Source organism: Pseudarthrobacter sp. H2, from assembly GCF_050157045.1.
Taxonomy (GTDB): Bacteria; Actinomycetota; Actinomycetes; order Actinomycetales; family Micrococcaceae; genus Arthrobacter.
Map to the genome: position 1 here is coordinate 2,415,758 of NZ_CP189594.1, position 19,584 is coordinate 2,435,341.

Below are 19,584 nucleotides of genomic sequence, written 5' to 3' on the forward strand. Positions count from 1 at the left end.
ACGCCGGTCTACGGGCCTGAGCTGCCGCCTGCCCGGTCTGGCCGAAAACCGGTCCTAAAGGAATCGGCGGCACGCGACACTAGCTGTCCAGGCAGGTCGGTCCCAGCAGCACCTTCAGGTCCCCGAACAGGGACGGGTTCGGGTTGACCCTCAGGTGGACCGGCAGCCCCATGACCTCCACCCGGGCGTCCCCCTGCAGGTGCAGCCGGACCTCCGAGTTTCCGCGGTGCGTCCGCAACACGTCCCCCAGCTCGGTCACTACCGCTTCGGTCGCCTTGTGCGTCTGCATGCTGATGACCAGGGGCCCGTTCAAGCCCTCGCTGAGGTCAGGAACGGATAGTTCCATGCAGTTCAGGGCGACGGCACCGTCGTCGCGGCGCTGCAGCCGGCCCTTGACCACCACAATCAGGTCCTCGGCCAGCACGGACGCGATGGGGCCGTAGACCTGGCCAAAGAACATGACCTCCATTGAACCGCCCAGGTCCTCGATCTCCGCGCGGGCGTACGCGTTGCCGCTCGCCTTGGCAATCCGCCGGCTCAGCGAGGTGATCATGCCGGCAATGGTGATGATGGCGCCGTCGTGCGGGCCGTCCTCCGCGATGATCGAGGTGATGGACTGGTCGGCGTGCTGGCTCAGCAGCCCTTCGAGGCCCTGGAGCGGGTGGTCCGAGACGTAAAGGCCCAGCATGTCCCGTTCGAAGGAGAGCTTGTCCTTCTTCTCCCACTCGGGAAGGTCCGGGATCTCGATGCTCAGGGACGCCTCGGATTCGGCTTCGTCAAAACCGGCGAAGAGGTCGAACTGCCCGATCGCCTCGTTGCGCTTGAGCGTGATGACGGAGTCGATGGCCTCCTCATGGACCATGGCCAGGGCTCGCCTGTGGTGGTTCAGGGAGTCGAACGCGCCTGCTTTGATCAGGGATTCAATCGTGCGCTTGTTGCAGACCACCGCGGGGACCTTCATGAGGTAGTCCTTGAAGGACGTATAGGAGCCTTCCTTTTCGCGCGCCGCCACCATGGCTTCGACGGCGTTCACGCCGACGTTGCGGATGGCGCCCATGCCGAAACGGATGTCGTTGCCGACAGGGGTGAAGTTGAGGGCTGACTCATTGACGTCGGGCGGCAGCACGGTGATGCCCATGCGCCGGCATTCGTTCAGGTAGATCGCCGACTTGTCCTTGTCGTCACCCACCGAGGTCAGCAGGGCGGCCATGTACTCCGGCGCATAGTGCGCCTTCAGGTACGCGGTCCAGTAGGAAATCACGCCGTAGGCGGCTGAGTGCGCCTTGTTGAAGGCGTAGTCGGAGAAGGGCAGCAGGATGTCCCAGAGGGTCTTGACCGCGGCCATGGAATAGCCGTTGTCCTGCATGCCCTGCGAGAAGCCGGCGAACTGCTTGTCCAGCTCGGATTTCTTCTTCTTGCCCATGGCGCGGCGCAGGATGTCGGCCTGGCCGAGGGTGTAGCCGGCGAGCTTCTGCGCCACGGCCATGACCTGCTCCTGGTACACGATCAGCCCGTAGGTTCCTCCGAGGATTTCGGAGAGCGGTTCCTCAAGTTCCGGGTGGATCGGAATGACGTCCTGGATCTTGTTCTTGCGCAGCGCGTAGTCGGTGTGGGCGTTGGCGCCCATGGGACCGGGCCGGTAGAGGGCCAGCACCGCGGAGATGTCTTCGAAGTTGTCAGGCTTCATGAGCTTGAGGAGGGAGCGCATGGGGCCGCCGTCGAGCTGGAACACACCCAGGGTGTCACCCCTGGCCAGCAGCTCGTAGGACGCGGTGTCGTCAAGTTCCAGGGTTTCGAGGTCGAGGTCGATGCCGCGGTTCATTTTGATGTTTTCCAGGGCATCCGAAATGATCGTCAGGTTTCGCAGGCCGAGGAAGTCCATCTTGATCAGGCCGAGGCCTTCGGACGTCGGATAGTCGAACTGGGTGATGACCTGGCCGTCCTGGAAGCGGCGCATGATCGGAATCACGTCGATGATGGGGTCCGAAGACATGATGACGCCGGCGGCGTGCACGCCCCATTGCCGCTTCAGGCCCTCGATGCCCAGTGCCGTCTCGAAAACCTTGGCAGCCTCGGGGTCGGTGGCGATCAGTTGGCGGAAGTCACCGGCTTCGCTGTAGCGCTTGGCATCCTTGTTCTGAATGTCGGCCAGCGGGATGTCCTTGGCCATCACGGCCGGCGGCAGCGCCTTGGTCAGCTGCTCGCCCATGCTGAACGGGTAGCCCAGCACGCGCGACGAGTCTTTAAGGGCCTGCTTGGTCTTGATGGTGCCGTAGGTGACGATCATCGCCACGCGTTCGTCGCCGTATTTGCGCGTGACGTAGTCGATCACTTCGGAGCGGCGCCGGTCATCGAAATCGACGTCGAAGTCGGGCATGGAGACGCGGTCCGGGTTGAGGAAGCGCTCGAAGATCAGGCCGTGGTGCAGCGGATCAAGGTCGGTGATGCGCATGGCATACGCCACCATGGAGCCTGCACCCGAGCCACGCCCCGGCCCCACCCGGATGCCGTTGTTCTTGGCCCAGTTGATGAAGTCGGCCACCACGAGGAAGTAGCCCGGGAATCCCATCGAGGTGATGACGCCGAGTTCGTAGTCCGCCTGCTTGCGGACCTTGTCCGGGATGCCCTGGGGATAGCGGTATTGGAGGCCTTTGTCGACTTCCTTGACCAGCCAGGACGTTTCGTCCTCCCCCTCCGGGCAGGGGAACCGGGGCATGTAGTTGGCGCCGGTGTTGAACGAAACTTCACAGCGTTCGGCGATCAGGAGCGTGTTGTCGCACGCCTCCGGGTGGTCGCGGAAAAGTTCCCGCATTTCCTGCGGTGACTTCAGGTAGTAGCCGCTGCCGGAGAAGGCAAAGCGCGAACCTCCGTTGTCGTATGTCGGCTCCAGGAGGCTGGAACCCGACTGTATGGCCAGCAGGGCCTCATGCGCCTTCGCGTCGTGCTCATGCGTGTAGTGCAGGTCGTTGGTGGCCACCAACGGCAGGTTCAGCTCCTTGGCCAGGCGCAGCAGATCGCCCGTGACACGCCGCTCGATATCCAGGCCGTGGTCCATGAGCTCACAGAAGTAGTTCTCCGCGCCGAAGATGTCGCGGAACTCTGCGGCAGCCTCCACCGCTTCGCGGTACTGGCCGAGCCGCAGGCGGGTCTGGACCTCACCGGACGGGCAGCCGGTGGTGGCGATGAGCCCTTCCGAATATGTGTTCAGCAGCTCACGGTCCAGCCGGGGCCATTTGCCGAAGACCGAGTCCAGTGACGCGATCGAGGAGGCACGGAACAGGTTCCGCATGCCCACGTTGTTATAGCTCAGCAGCGTCATGTGGGTGTAGGAACCACCACCGGAGACGTCGTCCTTGCGCTGGCTTTCCTCGCCCCAGCGCACGCGGGTCTTGTCACCGCGGGCAGTCCCGGGAGTCACATAGGCTTCGATACCGATGATCGGCTTGATGCCCTGGTCCGTTGCCCGCTTCCAGAAATCGAAGGCGCCGAACAGATATCCGTGGTCCGTCGTGGCCAGGGCCGGCATCCCCAAACGTTCGGTCTCGTCGAACAACTCCCCCAAGCGGGCCGCACCGTCCAGCATGGAGTATTCGGTGTGGGTGTGGAGATGGACGAACGAGTCGTTGCTGGAAGTCACCGAATCATTCTAGTGCCGACCGGCGACACCCTGGGTCAGGCCTGTCCGGATGCCAGGACCTCCAGCGCGTAGGCAAGGTCCTGCGGGTACTCGCTCGTGACGGTGACCCGCTCCCCCTTCCGGGGGTGGTCGAAGGACAGTTCCCGGGCATGCAGCCACTGCCGGGTCAGCCCCAGGGTGGCGGCGAGCCGCGGATCCGCGCCGTAGGTCAGGTCACCGGCGCAGGGGTGGCGCAGCGCCGCGAAGTGCACCCGGATCTGGTGGGTGCGCCCGGTTTCCAGGTGCACCTCCACGAGCGAGGCCTTGCCGAAGGCTTCCAGCACTTCATAGTGCGTGATGGAGTCGCGGCCGCCCTCGATCACGGCGAAGCGCCAGTCATGCCCGGGGTGGCGTCCAATCGGCGCGTCGATGGTGCCCGCCAGCGGGTCCGGAAGGCCCTGCACGACGGCGTGGTAGACCTTGTCGACCGTGCGCTCCTTGAAGGCCCGCTTGAGGGCCGTGTAGGCGTCTTCGGTCTTGGCGACCACCATGACGCCGGAGGTCCCGACGTCGAGCCGGTGGACGATGCCGGCGCGCTCGGGGGCGCCCGACGTCGAGATCCGGTAGCCGAGTCCGGCGAGCCCGCCCACCACCGTCGGACCCACCCAGCCGGGCGACGGGTGCGCCGCCACGCCGACGGGTTTGTCGATGACAACGAACTCGTCATCGTCCAGCAGGATATTCAGGCCTTCCACTACTTCCTCCACGATTTCCAGGGGGTCCCGCCGATCGGGCACGACGACGTACAGCACGGCGCCGGGGACGAGCCTGAGGGATTTCCCCACGGCCTTGCCGTTGCTGCTGACGTTGCCCTCGGCGATCAGCGTGGCGGCCTGCGAGCGGGAGATCTCCATCAGTTGCGCCAGGCCGGCATCCACGCGGGTCCCGGCCAGGTCGGCGGGAACCACCAGGCGCCGGGCCGCCGTGGCCGCCGGCGTGGGGTGCTCAGACATCGTGTTCCACCGCATCTTTGTTGTCCTTCGTGTGGCGCGTACCGTCCAGCGGGATGCCCCGCAGGGTCAGCAGGCAGATCAGCACCACAGAGGACACGACGGCGGAGTCGGCGATGTTGAAGATCGCGAAGTTGGGCAGCTGGATGAAGTCCACCACATGGCCCATGGCGAAGGAGGGCTCCCGGAACAGCCGGTCCGTCAGGTTGCCCAGCGCGCCGCCGAGCAGCAGCCCGAGCGCGAGTGCCCACCACGCCGAACCGAGCTTGCGCAGCTGCAGCAGGATCGCGACCGAGACGGCCGCCATGATGATGGTGAACACCCACGTGATGTTTTCGCCGATCGAAAACGCCGCGCCGGAGTTGCGGATGTAGTACCAGTGCAGCAGCGGCGGCAGGACCGGGATCCGCTCCCCCTCGGTCATGGTGCCGGTGACCCACAGCTTGGTCAGCTGGTCGAAGACATAGGCGAACACCGCGAAGGCGGCGAACAGCCACAGCAGGCGCGGGCTCGGGCTCGGGGCTACGGGCCCGGTGGCGGGCGCCGCGGCCCCCGCGGGCTGTGCCGCAGGCTGGGCCGCGGGCTGTGGAGCGGGCTCGGCCGCGGGCTGTGGAGCGTCGGCGGGCTGCGTGGCGTCAGGTGATGGTGCGTCAGTCATAGGGCTTTCGTTCTGGAGCCAGTGCGGGGGCTGGGGGTTTGCTGCTCGGGCACACCGTCCCCGGAAGGCGGCAGTTTGCGGAGCAAAAAGTGAAAAGCCGGCGGCCGAGGAATCCTCAGCCACCGGCTTTCAGAATACGTGCCGAATACCCTAGCTGGCTTCGCTGACCTCGGGGGCCGCCACGGAGCCGCGGGCATCAAGGTCGCGGAGCTGGCCTTCGATGTACGCCTTCAGGCGTGAACGGTAGTCGCGCTCGAAGCCCCGCAGCTGCTCGACCTTGCGTTCCAGCACGGAGCGCTGCTGCTCGAGGGCGCCAAGGATCTTGCGGGACTTTTCCTGGGCATCGTTGACGAGGCTGCTGGCCTCGATCTGTGCTTCCGCGATGATTTTGTCCCGCTGCTGCGCGCCGTCGGCGACGTGCTTGTCGTGCATCTGCTGCGCCATCGCGAGCAGGCCTGCCGCGGATTCCGAGACGGGGATCGCGGCGGCGGCGCGTGCCGGGGCAGCGGCCTGGACGGGCGCCTGCTCGGCTTCCTTCTTCTTGGCAAGTTCCGCAGCCTTGGCGTCGGCTTCTGCCTTGGCGCGGTCTTCCTTTTCGGCCTTGACGGGTGCCGGGACCTTCTCCACGACGGGGGCCGCCGCGGCGGAGCTGGCAGGCGTGCCGGTGCCGGGTTCGGCGAGCTTCTTGCGCAGCTCGTCGTTCTCCTGGTTCAGGCGCCGCAGTTCGACGACGATTTCATCCAGGAAGTCATCAACTTCGTCCTGGTCGTAGCCTTCGCGGAACTTGGTCGGCTGAAAGCGCTTGTTGACAACGTCTTCTGGCGTCAAAGCCATCTGGTCACCTCGTTGGTCTAGTTAGTCAGTTGGCCTTCCGGCCGTCAAAACTACGGTACCTAAATATGGTCTGGTTCCTCTAATTCAACACCGCGGTGTCAAACCGGAGCTTCTAGCGTTCCGGGCCAGTGACCGGGCCCGTCGGTCCGGTCACGCCCCGATCGGCTGCGCCTACACGAGGGACCTGGCAACTCCCATGGCGATGGTGACCGCCACGAAAAGCAGCAGGAAGCCCAAATCCAGCGAGATTCCGCCCAGCCGGAGCGGCGGAATCAGGCGCCGGAGCAGCTTGAGCGGCCGGTCGGTAACGGAATACACGGCATGCGCGGTGACAAGTGCCGCGCCGCGCGGCCGCCAGTTCCGGGCGAACATCTGGACCCAGTCAAAGACCAGGCGGATGATCAGCGCAATGAAAAAGAGCAACAGCGCGAGATAGACAAGTCCGAAAACAATTCCCATGAGTTAACTCATATCTCCATGTTCATTCCGGATACCGAAGTGTCCTGAAGAAAAGTGTCGCTTCTATTTCAGCACGGATAATTCAGCACGGATGCCAGACAGGTGTCCCTGCCTGGCATCCGCAAAGAAAATCCGGCCTAGCTCTGGTTGAAGAAGGAGGCCTGCGTTTCGCTGACCTTCTTGTCATCGCCGATGACTTCAATGTACGACGGCGACAGCAGGAAGACCTTGTTCGTCACCCGTTCGATGCTGCCCCGGAGGCCGAAGACGAGTCCCGCGGAAAAATCCACAAGCCGTTTGGCGTCGGCCTCGCCCATGTCGGTGACGTTCATGATGACGGGGATGCCGTCACGGAAACTTTCACCGATGAGTTTGGCGTCATTGTAGGACCGCGGGTGGATCGTGGTGATCTGCCGGAGCCCGGTGGTTTCTTCGCGGCTCGATGCCGCTCGCTTGATGGGTGTCACTGGTGCGCGATATTCCTCTTCAGCGGCGTAGGGCTCTTCCTTGGGGGCTTCGCGGACGGGCGCCGGTGCACGGCGTTCCTCGCGGTCTTCCGCCATGGATTCGTCCTCATCCTTGTGCGATGTGTGGTGCTCGGACTCGTACTGTTCGTCGCCGTCGGCGAGCCCAAGATAAATCATTGTCTTGCGCAGAGCGCCAGCCATGGTCGACTCCTAATCGTGTCCGTCAGCGGGCCGCTCAAATGACCTGACAGTCTTGGAATTCCCGCCATTACCTTCCAATACGTTGAACCTACCGCAACGCCGGACGCGGACCGAGAATATCCGAGCCAATGCGCAGGTGTGTCGCCCCGGACCGGATGGCCGCTTCGAGGTCCTGGCTCATGCCGGCGGAAATGCCGGTGGCCTCCGGATGGAGCGCGGTGAGGCGTGCGGAAACCGCCGCCAGCCTCTCAAAGGCCGCCGCCGGCTCGGCCCGGAGGGGCGCCACGGCCATGACGCCGGCGAGCCGGAGATCCGCCGAGCCGGCGAGCATTTCGGCGAGCCCGGGGACGTCGGCCGGGAGCGCACCGCCGCGGTGGCCGACCGCGTCCCGCTGGAGTGCTTCGTCCAGGCTGACCTGGATGAAACACTCCAGCGGGGCGCGTCCGGTGCGTCCGCGCTCGGTGGCCATGGCCTTGGCCAGGGCTGCCGCCAGCTGCAGCCGGTCCACCGAGTGGACCGCGTGGGCGTACCTGACCACAGACTTGGCCTTGTTGCTTTGGAGCTGGCCGATGAAGTGCCAGCGGACGTCCAGGTCCGTCAGCTGCGCGGCCTTGTCCGCGGCTTCCTGGTCCCTGTTCTCGCCGACGTCGGTGATGCCCAGGGCCGACAGCCGGCGGACATCCTCCGCGGGGTGGAACTTGGTGACAACAATCAGCTGTGGCGGGTCGCCCGGCCGGCCCGCGGCAGCAGCCGCGCCATCGATCCGCTGGCGGACGGCGGCCAGCCGGTCCCGCAGCTGCACCGTGCGGGCGTCATCCGCCGGCCCGCGCTCAGTCATGGGTCCGGTCCCGGTCCTCGGTCCACGCGCGGTCATCGGTCCAGACCAGGCCGGCAAACCGTCCGGTGCGGTTATCGCGGCGGTAGGAAAACAGTGTTTCGTCTTCGAGGGTGCAGCCGCCGGAGTATTCGACGGTGACGCCCTCGGCCTTGAGCTGGCTGCGGACGCCTGCCGGCAGGTCAAGTCCCGGCGTGCCGTGGGAAGTCGTGCACCAGGCCGCGGGGACGAGGGCTGCGACGTCGTCGCGCATGCCTTCCGGTACCTCGTAGCAGGAGCCGCAGATCGACGGGCCGATCCAGGCGCTGACCCGGCCGGCGCCGAGCGCGCGCAGCCGTGCCACGGCCGCCGGGACAACGCCGGAGGCGACCCCGGGGCGCCCGGCATGGGCCACGCCGAGGAGCGGCGCACCGGAGGCCTGCTCCCCCACGAGGACCACCGGGACGCAGTCGGCCACCATGACGGCCAGCGGCACGCCGCGTGACACCATGGCGTCGGCCGTCGCGGCCTCCCCCGGGGGAGCGGCCCCGGCGCCGCCGGTGATCACGGCGACGTCGCTGCCGTGGACCTGGTTCATGTACGCGAAGCGCCGGGGACCGAGGCCTGCGGCCTGTTCGAGTTCCCCGCGGCGGAGCCGGACCTGGGCCGGATCGTCGCCGACATGGAGTGCAAGGTTGCCGGCGGCGGCATCGGTGAAGGCCACCCAGACGCCTGGCCGGACTTCAGCCCGCCACGAAAACACTCGAAACCCCAAATCGTTGTCAAACTTGTTTGCTGAACTTCGATCCTACGAGAAAGCACCATGACACTGCCATCCGGCAGTGCCATGGTGCCTCAGGACCTACTTGAGGAAGTCGGGGACATCCAGGTCATCCGAGTGGCGGCCGGAGAGGTCCGGTTCCACGACGGCGGGCAGGTCCACGTCGAAGCCCGAGTCGGCCGGCACGGCGGACGGGCGCTGCTGGCCCCAGCCGCCGTAGCTTGAGGCACCCACGGTGGCGTGCAGCGGCTGGACGTGGGCGGAGGCAGGAGCCTGGGCCGGTGCCGGGGCGGCCGCGCGCTGGGGTGCGGCCGGCAGCGACTGGTCCATCGACGGCGACGTGGCCTTGACGTCGTCGAAGCCCGCGGCAATGACGGTGACGCGTGCCTCGTCGCCGAGGGCGTCATCGATGACCGCGCCGAAGATGATGTTGGCTTCCGGGTGGGCCACTTCCTGGACGAGGCGGGCTGCCTCGTTGATCTCGAACAGGCCCAGGTCCGAGCCGCCCTGAATGGACAGCAGGACGCCGTGGGCGCCATCGATGGAGGCCTCCAGCAGCGGGGAGGCGATCGCCAGCTCCGCGGCCTTGACCGCGCGGTCTTCACCGCGGGCCGAGCCGATGCCCATGAGCGCCGAACCCGCACCCTGCATGACGGACTTGACGTCGGCGAAGTCCAGGTTGATCAGGCCCGGCGTGGTGATGAGGTCGGTGATGCCCTGGACACCGGACAGCAGGACCTGGTCGGCGGAGCGGAATGCGTCCAGGACCGAGACGTTGCGGTCGCTGATGGACAGCAGGCGGTCGTTGGGGATCACGATCAGGGTGTCGACCTCGTCGCGCAGGGCGTCGATGCCGGCTTCGGCGGAGCCGGCGCGGCGGCGGCCCTCGAAGGTGAAGGGGCGGGTCACGACCCCGATGGTCAGGGCGCCGAGCGAGCGGGCAATCCGCGCCACGACGGGCGCGCCGCCGGTGCCGGTGCCGCCGCCTTCGCCGGCGGTGACGAAGACCATGTCAGCGCCGCGGATGACCTCTTCGATTTCCTCAGCGTGGTCCTCGGCAGCCTGCCTGCCGACCTCAGGATTCGCACCGGCTCCCAGGCCGCGCGTCAGCTCACGCCCGATGTCGAGCTTGACGTCTGCATCGCTCATCAGCAATGCCTGCGCATCGGTGTTGACCGCGATGAATTCGACGCCGCGAAGACCGACCTCGATCATGCGGTTGACTGCGTTCACGCCACCGCCGCCGATGCCGACGACCTTGATGACGGCCAAGTAGTTCTGCGGAGCTGCCACGTTACGTGTCCCTTGTTCGTGTTCTATTGCGAAAACTGTGGAGTCGGGCTTGAAGCTTGGAACCTTAACCTTCGACTTGAAGGTTATAGTTATGTCAAGTAACTCATGTCTGTGACGGTATTTCCTATGCGGAGGACATTCAATAACCGGCCCCGCGTGTCGCGGGAATACCGGGGAAATACCCGGTCCCGGGCTCTGATTGTTCCGCTATCGGGTGACCGGGTGCCGCGGCACGCTGACATCGTAGGTCCGGACGGGGTTTTTCGGGTCCGCCGGGACCTTGAGGAGCGCGGCGAGCACGCGCGCCTTGAGCTCCTTCTCGCCGGCATTCCCCCAGACGATGGTCTGCCCGTCGACGAGTTGGAGTTCGACGGCGTCCACGGACTTCGCCGAGGCATCGGACAGCCTGGCCAGGATGTCGGCAGGGAGCGCTCCGAGGACTGCCGTGATGGCCTGGAACATGTCCTTGGGCAGGGTGCCCCCTCCCCCGTCGATGACCGGCAAGGGGATCGAGGCGGGGTCGGTGGTGGTGCTGAGCTGGATGCCGTCGACGTCCACCAGCTGGAAGGCGGTTCCCTGCCTGACGAGGGCCACGGGAACGCGCTCCGTGACGTGGACGTGCAGGCCGGAAGGCGGGCGGGCCTGCGTCGTGGCTGCCTTGACCTGGACCAGCGGCTGCAGGAGCGCCGTGACGTCCGCATCGCTGATCTGCGGCAGCGGCTTGCCCTGCAGCGGTGCGAGGGCCGCCTGGATCTGCTCCGTGCTCAACATCTTCGTGCCGTCCACCGTGACGGTGTGCAGGGCCAGCACCGGCGAGTAGACGGCCGCCGCGATGATCCCCGTCATCAGCACCGCGAGGATGCCGGCGGTGCCCAGCAGAATCCGTTTCCGCCGCCTGGCCCTGGGCTCCGGAAAGGACAGCACGTTGGCGAGTGAATTGCCCGGGGCACTATTGTCAGGGGTATTGCCCGGGGCCGCCGTTTTTCCCGCGTCCGCGGATTTGGAGGCCGAAATGACGTCCGAGCGGCCTCCCTCCGGCTGCCGGGACGACGCGCCGGGCCCCGCGCCGGGCGCCCTGGTGCCGGCGTTGTAGCGGGGGCGGCGGGGGCTAGGCACGGTGCGCCCCGTCGTTCGGGGCCTGGCTGTCCGGGGCCCCGGTGTTCAGAGCCTCGACGATCAGCGGGCCGTACGCGGTGACGTCCCCGGCTCCGGCGGTCAGCACGATGTCCCCGGGCGCCGCGGCGGCGAGGAGCGCCTGGACGGCCTCCTGGCCCGGGCCCACGAGCCGGCCGCCGGGGCCGAGGTGGTCGGCGATCAGCTGGCTGCTGACCCCGGGAACGGGATCCTCGCGGGCGGCATAGATGTCCAGGACGAGGGCCGTGTCGGCGTCGTTGAGGGCCTCGGCGAACTCCTGCGCGAACTCGCGGGTCCGGGAATACAGGTGGGGCTGGAACAGCACATGCACTTTGTGTTCCCCGGCCACGGCCCGGGCGGCCGAAAGTGCGGCGCGGACTTCGGTCGGGTGGTGGGCGTAGTCGTCGTAGACGCGGACGCCCCGGCCCCCGCCCTTGGCCTCGAAGCGGCGTGAAGCACCGGAGAAGTGGGCCAGGGCGCCGGCCGCGGCGGAAGGGGCGACGCCGAGTTCGAGGGCGACGGCGAACGCGGCGGCCGCGTTGAGCGCGTTGTGCCGCCCGGGGACCTGCAGTTCGACGGCGAACCGTCCGGCCGCGGTGGCGAGCGACACCTGGCCCGGACCGCCGTCGTGCAGCCTGATGACGGCGTCCTCCGCCGTCCCGTAGAGGATGACGCGGGTGTTGCCGCGCTCGAGGGTGCGCCGGGCCAGGGCCCGCGCGCCGGCGTCGTCCGCGCAGGCGACCAGGACGCCGTCGGCCGGCAGCAGCGCGGTGAACCGGTCGAAAGAGGCATAGACCGCTTCCGCGGTGCCGTAGTAGTCCAGGTGGTCCGGTTCGACGTTCGTCACCACCGCGATCTGCGGCCGGTAGTTCAGGAAGGAGCCGTCCGACTCGTCGGCCTCGGCGACAAAGATCCGGGAGCTGCCGTGCGCCGCGTTGACGCCCAGGGCGGGGACGTTCGCGCCGATGGCGAAGGACGGGTCCAGTCCGGCGCCCTGCAGCAGCACGGTGATCATCGACGTCGTGGTGGACTTGCCGTGCGTGCCGGCGACCGTCACGACGGTGTCATCGGCCATGGTCGCGGCCAGCGCTTCGGAGCGGTGGATCACGGGCAGCCCCGCGGAGAGGGCGGCCGCCAGCTCGGGGTTGTCCGGGCGGATTGCCGAGCCGGCGACCACGGTCTGGGCGTCCCCCAGGTTCGCGGCGGAATAGCCGACGGCGATCCTCGCTCCCGCGGCGGCCAGATCTGCCATGACGGGCAGGTCCTTGGCGTCCGAACCGCTCACCGTGACGCCGCGCGCCACCATGACGCGGGCGACGGCGGACATGCCGACGCCGCCGATGCCGATGAAGTGCACACGCCCCAGGTCCGCCTGGGTGGGCACAGACGCCTGGGTGGGCACAGACGCCTGGCGGGTGCCGGGGTGGTTCTCGGGCTGCATTTTCGACTCCGTCATTTCCTTACCGCTTCCTGCTGTGCTGTTTCAATGACGCTGCTGTTTCAATGACGCTGCTGTTTCGGTGACGCTGCCGCTTCCAGGACGAGATCGGCCATGCGCCGGTCGGCGTCGCGGATGCCGAGGTGTTCCGAGCTGGCTGCCATCCGGGCCAGCCGCTCGTGGTCGCGCAGCAGCGGGATGATGTGTTCGCGGACCCAGCCGGGCGTGAAAGCGCTGTCCGCCACGATCAGGGCCCCGCCGGCGGCGACGAGGCCGGCGGCGTTCAGGGCCTGCTCACCGTTGCCGATCGGCAGGGGGACGAAGACCGCGGGCACTCCGACGGCGGCCACTTCGCAGACAGTGGCGGAGCCGGCACGGGCCAGCAGCAGGTCCGCCGCGGCGTACACCGTTTCCATCCCGTCCACGTATTCCACCTGCCGGTAGCCGGGCGCGGCCAACGGGCTGCCACCGGCGTCGGGCACGGCCTTCCCGCGGCCGGTGATGTGCAGGGTCGCGATGCCGGCCTCGGCGAGGGCGCCGACGGACGCCGCGAGGGTCCGGTTGATGCTCTGGGCGCCCGAGGAGCCGCCGGTGACGACCAGGACGGGCTGCTGCGGATCCAACCCCAGGGCTGCCCGGGCCGAAGCCCTCGCCGCCGCGCGGTCGAGGCCGGAAATTTCGGTGCGCATCGGCATGCCGACATGCTCCGCCGCGCCGAGCCGGGTTCCGGCGAAGGCCACGGCCACCCGTGCCCCCAGCATCGCGCCCACGCGGTTGGCGAGTCCGGGCCGGGTGTTGGCTTCGTGGACGACGATGGGAATCTTCCGGCGCCGGGCCGCCAGGTACAGCGGCGTGCAGACGTACCCGCCGACGCCGACCAGGACGTCGGCGCCGGCCTCGTCCAGGATGCGGCCGGCTTGCTTCACGGCGCCGGCCAGCCGGCCGGGGAACCGCAGCAGGTCCAGCGAGGGCCTGCGCGGGAAGGGGACGCGGCCGATGGTGGCAAGCTCCAGCCCGGCGGCCGGAACCAGCCGGGTTTCCATGCCGGCCGGTGTGCCCACGGCCAGGAGCCGCACGCCGGGGCGGGCTTCACGGAGCGCGTTCGCGATGGCCAGGAGCGGGCTGATGTGCCCGGCTGTGCCGCCGCCGGCCAGGACGACGGACAGACCGGATAGAGGCGACTCGGTATTCATGAAGGGCTATTTACGCTTTCGTGCGGGGACTTTGGCGGCAGTGGCGGGCGTGGCGGCGGCCGTGGCGGCGGCCGTGGCGGCGGCCGGTTTGGCGGGCGTTCCGGCCGGCTTCCCGGCCGGTGACTTGCCGGCGGCAGACCTGCCCCTGTTGCGCGCCGCGCGTGCATCCCGGAGCGACTTGGCCAGTGCGGCCGGACCGTACCGGAACATCCGCTTGGGCTGCATGCCGGGCGCCATCTGCGCCCGGGCCAGGGACAAGACTACGCCGATCGCGCACAGCGACATGAGCAGGGCCGAGCCGCCGTAGGAAATGAACGGCAGCGGGATCCCGATCACGGGAGCCAGCCCGGTGACCACGGCCATGTTCACGGCCGCCTGGCCGAGCAGCCAGACCATGATGGTGCCGGCCAGGACGCGGTGGAACATGTCCTTCTGGGCCACGACCACGCGGTAGATCGCGGTGCCGAGGATACCGAAGAGGACCAGCACGACGACGGTGCCGACCAGGCCCAGTTCCTCGCCGATGATGGCGAAGATGAAGTCGTTGTGGGCCTCCGGGATCCAGCTGTACTTCTGCCGGCTCTGGCCCAGCCCCACCCCGAACCAGCCGCCGGAGGCGAGACCGTAGAGGCCGTTGGTGGACTGGTAGTTCAGGTCCGAGCCGTCGGCGCAGGTCTGGCCGGTCCAGGACAGGATGCGGCAGACCCGGTTGGGGTTCGTGATGGCCAGGACTGCTACGACGGCACCGCCCAGGATTGCGCCGAGGCCGAACAGGTAGAGCCGCACCCCGGCGAAGAACAGGGCCGCGGCGGTGATCATGATGACGATCATGGCCGTGCCGAGGTCGTTGCCCAGGAGGATGAGACCGATGATTCCGCCAGCGCCGGGGAGCACCACCGGGATCAGGGCATGCTTCGCCTGGGAGAGCAGCCTGGCCTTGCGGTGCAGCACCGTGGCCATCCACAGGGCCAGCGCCAGCTTCGCGGCCTCGGAGGGCTGGAAGGTGAAGGGTCCGACGTCGATCCAGTTCTGGTTGCCGAGCGCGCTGCGGCCCACGAGCAGCACCAGCACGAGCAGGACGAACGCGGCAAGGATGGCGAACCAGGCGCCGCGTTTGAGCCACACCACATTGACGCGGGAGAGCAGGAACATGCAGAACACGCCGATCGCGGCGAACAGCCCCTGCTTGAGCGCCGCCGAGTACGGCGACTCCCCCGCGGCGATGGCTTCCACGCTGGAGGCGGACAGCACCATCATGATGCCGATCGCGGTCAGGGCCAGGGTGGATCCGAGGATCAGGTAGTACGTCGAGCCGTTGCGGGACTTGCCCGAGCCCTCCAGCGCGGACCAGAATCCCCGGGACCAGCCGCGGACCCTGGCCACGGGTGTCACCGGCTTACCGGCCTTCGCGGCTGGTGCCGTTGCGGCGGCGGGCCTTGCCGCCGTCGTACGTGTGGGCGTGCTGACCATTGTTACTCCTCGCCGGTCCGGGCCTGCCCTTCCACCAGCTCGCGGACAGCTTCGATAAAGGCGTCGCCGCGGTGAGCGTAGGAAGAGAACTGATCCATGGAAGCAGCCGCCGGGGCCAGGAGCACAGTGTCCCCGGAGGCGGCCAGCTGCGCCGCCGAGGCAACGGCCCGGGCCATCACAGTCCTGCCGGAATCCGGCAAGGGGCCTGCGCCGGCCTGGGCCGGCCCGGCAGTCTGCACGTTTTCAGTGTCGCCCGTCGCCGCGGTCATCACGGGGACATCCGGTGCGTGTCGCTGCAGCGCTGCGTGCAGTCCGCTCGAGTCCGTGCCGATCAGCACGACGGCCTTGAGCCTGCGGGCATGCTCCCGGATGAGGGCGTCGTAATTGACGCCCTTGGACAGCCCTCCCGCGATCCACACCACGTTCTCGTACGCGGACAGCGCGGCGGCGGCGGCGTGGGGGTTGGTGGCCTTGGAGTCGTTGACCCAGAGCACGCCGTTGTGGCGGGCGACGGGCTGGATCCGGTGGTCCCCCGGCAGGTAGTCCTGCAGCCCCTGGCGGACCGCTGACGGTTCGACGCCGTAGGCCCGGACAAGGGCCGCCGCCGCGAGGGCATTGGCGACCATGTGGCGGGGTACCCCCGCGCCGAGGTCGGCGATGGGGGCCAGCTCGGCCGCGCTGTCCTTGCGCCCTGCAATGAAGGCACGGTCCACCAGCAGGCCCTCGACGACGCCGAGCATGCTGACCGCGGGCGTGAGCGTGGTGAAGCCCACCGCGCGGCAGCCTTCCACCACGTCGGCGTCTTCGACCATGCGTTCGGTTTCGGTCTGCTCGGCGTTGTAGATGCACGCCGTCCGGGTGTGTTCGTAGACCTTCGCCTTGTCGGCCAGGTACGAGGCGTAGGAGCCGTGCCAGTCCACATGGTCTTCGGCGACATTCAGGCACACGCTGGCCACGGCCGACACGGAGTCGCTCCAGTGCAGCTGGAAGCTGGAGAGCTCCACGGCCAGGACATCGTAGTCCACCGGGTCCCGCAGGGCGTCCAGGATGGGCGTCCCGACGTTGCCGACGGCGATGGCCTTCAGGCCGGCCGCCTGCAGCATGGCCGCGGTCAGGCCGACGGTGGTCGTCTTGCCGTTGGTCCCGGTGATGGTGAGCCAGTCGGCGGTCTTGCGTCCCTGGCGTTCGCGGACGCGCCAGGCCAGTTCGACGTCGCCCCAGACCGGGATGTGTGCCCTGGCCGCGGCTGCCAGCAGGGACTGGTCCGGGCGCCAGCCCGGCGACGTGACGATGAGGTCCGGTTTCTGGCCGTCCACCTTGGGCACCGTGGCCACGGCGTCTTCCCCGAGGAGGACCTCGGCGGCGCCGACGATCCGGAGGGTGTCCGCCTGCGCGTTCGCCTTCCCGCTCGTCGCGGCGTCCACCACGACCACGCGGGCGCCGAGCTCGATCAGCGTGTCGGCGGCGGCAAAGCCTGAGACGCCGATGCCGGTCACCACCACGCGCAGCCCGGCCCAGTCGGAATCCCAGCTGAGAAGGTCCTTGAGCCGCGGCGACGTCGTGACGGGGGAGGGAATCGGACCGCTCACAGGAGCACCACCCATTCTGCGTAGAAGATGCCCAGACCCGCGGCGACGAACAGCCCGGCGAGGATCCAGAAACGGACGACGACGGTGACTTCCGCCCAGCCCTTGAGTTCAAAGTGATGCTGCAGCGGAGCCATTTTGAAGAACCGCTTTCCCTTGGTGATCTTGAAGTAGCCCACCTGGATGATGACCGAGAGGGTGATGAGGACGAAGAGGCCGCCGATGAAGGCCAACAGGAGCTCGGTCCGGGACAGGATCGCGAAGCCGGCGACGGCGCCGCCGATCGCCAGTGATCCGGTGTCCCCCATGAAGATCTTCGCCGGTGAGGTGTTCCACCACAGGAAACCGACCAGCGCGGCGCTGAGGATCGCGGCCAGCAGGGCCAGGTCCAGGGGGTCCCGGACGGAATAGCAGCCGCTGCCCGCCTGCCGCGGGGAGCCGCACGCCTGGTTGCTCTGCCAGATGCCCATCAGGGTGTAGGCGCCGAACACCATCACGGAGGCGCCGGCCGCCAGGCCGTCGAGGCCGTCGGTGAGGTTCACGCCGTTGGTGGCGGCGGTGACGATCAGGTTGGACCACAGGACAAAGAGGATGGCGCCGAGCACGGTGCCGCCGAAGGCAAGGTTGAGCCACGGGATGTCGCGGACCAGGGAGATGTGCGTGGATGCCGGCGTCACGCCCGCCTCGTCCGGGAAGTTCAGGGCCAGCACGGCGAAGACGATGCCCACGGCGCCCTGGAGGATCAGCTTGGCCTTCGCGTTCAGCCCGAGGCTGCGCTGCTGCGAGATCTTGGTGAAATCGTCCAGGAAGCCGACCAGTCCCATCCCCACCATGAGGAACAGCAGCAGCAGGGCCGAGGCTGTCGGGCCCGGGGACCGCGGGTCCATCAGCCACATGATCAGGTGGGTGATGCCATAGCTCGCGAGGACCGCGAGGATGACCACCGTGCCGCCCATAGTGGGCGTGCCGCGCTTGGTGTGGTGCGAGGTGGGGCCGTCATCCCGGATGAACTGCCCGTAGCTCTTCCGGACCAGGAGCCGGATGAACAGCGGGGTCCCGACGAGGGCAAAGAGCAGGGCCAGGCCGGCGCCTATCAGCAGTGCAATCACAGCGCACTCCCTTCAGCGGCGGTTCCGGTGGCTTGTGGAGGCCATGCTATCCGATCCCCCAGATGGCGCAGCCCGATGCTGTTGGAGGACTTGAACAGGACCAGGTCGCCGGGCGCGAGTTGCGCCTGCAGCAGTTCGTACGCCTCGTCCGCCGTCTCCGCGAACACGCATTCGTCGCCCCAGGATCCTTCGTTGACGGCCGAGACGAAGAGCGAACGCGCTTCGCGGCCGACCACGACCAGGCGGGAGATGTTCAGCCTCACCACCTGGGTGCCGACCGCCATGTGCTCGCGGATTGAATCCGGGCCCAGCTCGAGCATGGCGCCCAGCACCGCCCAGGTCCGGCGTCCGCGGCCCAGGTCCGCGAGGGTGCGCAGCGCGGCCCGCATCGATTCCGGGTTCGCGTTGTAGGCATCGTTGATGATGGTGACGCCGTCGGCGCGTTCCGTCCGCTCCATCCGCCAGCGGCTGGCCGCGGCCTGGGCGCTGAGTGCGGCGGCGATCTGCGCGCCGGGGATGCCGGCGGCGTGCGCCGCTGCGGCCGCTGCCAGCAGGTTGCCGACGTGGTGGGCGCCGATCAGGCGGCTCTCTACGTGGTAGGGATCCGTCCCGCCCGGGAGCAGGAGTTCAAATTCGGGGTGCCCGCCGGTGTTGAGTTCGACGCCGTCGGCGCGGACACACTCTCCACCGACTCTGTCGGGCCGGCCGTCGCGTGCCGGCAGGGAGGTGTAGCCGAGCACCGTGGCCGCCGTCCGGTCCGCCATGGCCGCGACGCGGGGGTCATCCAGGTTCAGCACGGCCGTGCCGCCGGCCCCAAGGGCCTCGACGAGCTCGCCCTTGGCGATCGCGATGTTCTCCACTCCGCCGAACTCGCCGGCGTGGGCCGAGCCGACGCCGAGCACGACGCCGATGTCCGGGCGGACCATGTCGGCGAGGTAGCGGATGTGGCCGACGCCGGTGGCGCCCATCTCGATGACGAGGTAGCGGGTGTCATAGCCGGCCTTGAAGACCGTCAGCGGGACGCCGACCTCGCCGTTGTAGGACCCCTGCGGGGCGACCGTCTTACCTTCGGAGCGGCCTTCGGCGCTGCCATCTGTGCCGCCGCCAGCGCCGAGGATCCCGGCCAGCAGGTCCTTGGTGGTGGTCTTGCCGGCGGAGCCGGTGATGCCGATGACCGTCAGCCGGGCGCCGCCGGCTTCACGGCGGGCACGGATCCGGCGCACGGCCTCGGCGGCGAGGGCGCCCAGGGCGAGGACCGCGTCCTCGACCACGACGGCGGGGTAGTTCCGCCCGGCGTCGTCGGCGACATCATGTTCCACGAGTGCCAGCACGGCGCCGCGTTCGAAGGCGGCTCCGACGAAGTCATGGCCGTCGGCGGTCTCCCCCGGCTTCGCCACGTAGAGGGAACCCGCTGTGGCTTCACGGGAGTCGGTCACCACCGAACCGGGCGTGGTGCCCGGTTCCGCGGCCAGCCGGCCGTTGGTTATCTCGGCGATTTCCGCCGCTGTAAGTGCAATCATC

The 19,584-nt window shown here is 68.2% G+C and carries 16 protein-coding genes; all 16 read right to left on the reverse strand.

Annotation, left to right across the window (positions count from 1 at the left end; all coding sequences use genetic code 11):
- Positions 1-79 precede the first annotated feature (79 nt).
- The 16 genes from dnaE to ACQCSZ_RS11515 all read right to left on the reverse strand — a co-directional run bounded on the left by dnaE (position 80) and on the right by ACQCSZ_RS11515 (position 19,583).
- Positions 80-3,637 (reverse strand): DNA polymerase III subunit alpha, encoded by a 3,558-nt coding sequence (dnaE, locus tag ACQCSZ_RS11440; RefSeq protein WP_427008089.1) that lies wholly within the window; start codon positions 3,635-3,637, stop codon positions 80-82.
- 35 nt (positions 3,638-3,672) lie between these two features.
- The gene (locus tag ACQCSZ_RS11445; RefSeq protein WP_427008090.1) at positions 3,673-4,629 is read right to left on the reverse strand and encodes an RluA family pseudouridine synthase; all 957 of its coding nucleotides are present in this window, start codon (positions 4,627-4,629) and stop codon (positions 3,673-3,675) included.
- Positions 4,622-5,284 carry a signal peptidase II gene (gene lspA / locus ACQCSZ_RS11450; RefSeq protein ID WP_427008091.1) on the reverse strand — a complete coding sequence of 221 codons (663 nt, stop codon included), beginning with the start codon at positions 5,282-5,284 and terminating at the stop codon, positions 4,622-4,624. Before lspA ends, ACQCSZ_RS11445 begins: the two co-directional genes overlap by 8 nt.
- Before the next feature lie 150 nt (positions 5,285-5,434).
- The gene (locus ACQCSZ_RS11455) at positions 5,435-6,118 is read right to left on the reverse strand and encodes a DivIVA domain-containing protein (RefSeq protein ID WP_427008092.1); all 684 of its coding nucleotides are present in this window, start codon (positions 6,116-6,118) and stop codon (positions 5,435-5,437) included.
- A gap of 171 nt (positions 6,119-6,289) precedes the next feature.
- Positions 6,290-6,577, reverse strand: coding sequence for a YggT family protein (locus ACQCSZ_RS11460; protein WP_427008093.1), 288 nt, complete (start codon positions 6,575-6,577; stop codon positions 6,290-6,292).
- Positions 6,578-6,714: 137 nt separating this feature from the next.
- Entirely contained in the window at positions 6,715-7,245 is a 531-nt protein-coding gene (locus ACQCSZ_RS11465; RefSeq protein ID WP_211880467.1) for a cell division protein SepF, read from the reverse strand.
- An 88-nt stretch (positions 7,246-7,333) separates the two neighbouring features.
- Positions 7,334-8,083, reverse strand: a complete 750-nt coding sequence (locus tag ACQCSZ_RS11470) for a YggS family pyridoxal phosphate-dependent enzyme (protein WP_427008094.1) — start codon at positions 8,081-8,083, stop codon at positions 7,334-7,336.
- Positions 8,076-8,822 (reverse strand): polyphenol oxidase family protein, encoded by a 747-nt coding sequence (locus ACQCSZ_RS11475; protein ID WP_427008095.1) that lies wholly within the window; start codon positions 8,820-8,822, stop codon positions 8,076-8,078. Before ACQCSZ_RS11475 ends, ACQCSZ_RS11470 begins: the two co-directional genes overlap by 8 nt.
- A gap of 99 nt (positions 8,823-8,921) precedes the next feature.
- Positions 8,922-10,133, reverse strand: a complete 1,212-nt coding sequence (ftsZ, locus tag ACQCSZ_RS11480) for a cell division protein FtsZ (protein WP_211880461.1) — start codon at positions 10,131-10,133, stop codon at positions 8,922-8,924.
- Between the two features lie 207 nt (positions 10,134-10,340).
- Positions 10,341-11,249, reverse strand: a complete 909-nt coding sequence (locus ACQCSZ_RS11485) for a cell division protein FtsQ/DivIB (RefSeq protein WP_427008096.1) — start codon at positions 11,247-11,249, stop codon at positions 10,341-10,343.
- The gene (gene murC, locus ACQCSZ_RS11490; protein WP_427008097.1) at positions 11,242-12,723 is read right to left on the reverse strand and encodes a UDP-N-acetylmuramate--L-alanine ligase; all 1,482 of its coding nucleotides are present in this window, start codon (positions 12,721-12,723) and stop codon (positions 11,242-11,244) included. The genes ACQCSZ_RS11485 and murC overlap by 8 nt, the downstream gene beginning before the upstream one ends.
- 44 nt (positions 12,724-12,767) lie before the next feature.
- Positions 12,768-13,898, reverse strand: coding sequence for a UDP-N-acetylglucosamine--N-acetylmuramyl-(pentapeptide) pyrophosphoryl-undecaprenol N-acetylglucosamine transferase (locus ACQCSZ_RS11495; protein ID WP_427008098.1), 1,131 nt, complete (start codon positions 13,896-13,898; stop codon positions 12,768-12,770).
- 6 nt (positions 13,899-13,904) lie between these two features.
- On the reverse strand, positions 13,905-15,368 hold the full coding sequence (gene ftsW / locus ACQCSZ_RS11500) for a putative lipid II flippase FtsW (RefSeq protein WP_427008099.1): 1,464 nt from the start codon (positions 15,366-15,368) through the stop codon (positions 13,905-13,907).
- A 2-nt stretch (positions 15,369-15,370) separates the two neighbouring features.
- A complete protein-coding gene (murD, locus tag ACQCSZ_RS11505; RefSeq protein WP_427008100.1) occupies positions 15,371-16,972 on the reverse strand; it encodes a UDP-N-acetylmuramoyl-L-alanine--D-glutamate ligase in 1,602 nt (533 codons plus the stop codon).
- A complete protein-coding gene (mraY, locus tag ACQCSZ_RS11510; RefSeq protein WP_427008101.1) occupies positions 16,954-18,063 on the reverse strand; it encodes a phospho-N-acetylmuramoyl-pentapeptide-transferase in 1,110 nt (369 codons plus the stop codon). The genes murD and mraY overlap by 19 nt, the downstream gene beginning before the upstream one ends.
- A complete protein-coding gene (locus ACQCSZ_RS11515) occupies positions 18,060-19,583 on the reverse strand; it encodes a UDP-N-acetylmuramoyl-tripeptide--D-alanyl-D-alanine ligase (protein WP_427008102.1) in 1,524 nt (507 codons plus the stop codon). Before ACQCSZ_RS11515 ends, mraY begins: the two co-directional genes overlap by 4 nt.
- Between the last annotated feature and the right edge of the window lies 1 nt (position 19,584).

What these genes read in the sequence shown, in the direction of transcription:
- ACQCSZ_RS11445 (WP_427008090.1), bottom strand. Translation starts at nt 4,629, where the DNA reads ATGTCTGAGCACCCCACGCCGGCGGCCACGGCGGCCCGGCGCCTGGTG.
- lspA (WP_427008091.1), bottom strand. Translation starts at nt 5,284, where the DNA reads ATGACTGACGCACCATCACCTGACGCCACGCAGCCCGCCGACGCTCCA.
- ACQCSZ_RS11455 (WP_427008092.1), bottom strand. Translation starts at nt 6,118, where the DNA reads ATGGCTTTGACGCCAGAAGACGTTGTCAACAAGCGCTTTCAGCCGACC.
- ACQCSZ_RS11460 (WP_427008093.1), bottom strand. Translation starts at nt 6,577, where the DNA reads ATGGGAATTGTTTTCGGACTTGTCTATCTCGCGCTGTTGCTCTTTTTC.
- ACQCSZ_RS11465 (WP_211880467.1), bottom strand. Translation starts at nt 7,245, where the DNA reads ATGGCTGGCGCTCTGCGCAAGACAATGATTTATCTTGGGCTCGCCGAC.
- ACQCSZ_RS11470 (WP_427008094.1), bottom strand. Translation starts at nt 8,083, where the DNA reads ATGACTGAGCGCGGGCCGGCGGATGACGCCCGCACGGTGCAGCTGCGG.
- murC (WP_427008097.1), bottom strand. Translation starts at nt 12,723, where the DNA reads ATGACGGAGTCGAAAATGCAGCCCGAGAACCACCCCGGCACCCGCCAG.
- ACQCSZ_RS11495 (WP_427008098.1), bottom strand. Translation starts at nt 13,898, where the DNA reads ATGAATACCGAGTCGCCTCTATCCGGTCTGTCCGTCGTCCTGGCCGGC.
- ftsW (WP_427008099.1), bottom strand. Translation starts at nt 15,368, where the DNA reads ATGGTCAGCACGCCCACACGTACGACGGCGGCAAGGCCCGCCGCCGCA.
- murD (WP_427008100.1), bottom strand. Translation starts at nt 16,972, where the DNA reads ATGGGTGGTGCTCCTGTGAGCGGTCCGATTCCCTCCCCCGTCACGACG.
- ACQCSZ_RS11515 (WP_427008102.1), bottom strand. Translation starts at nt 19,583, where the DNA reads ATGATTGCACTTACAGCGGCGGAAATCGCCGAGATAACCAACGGCCGG.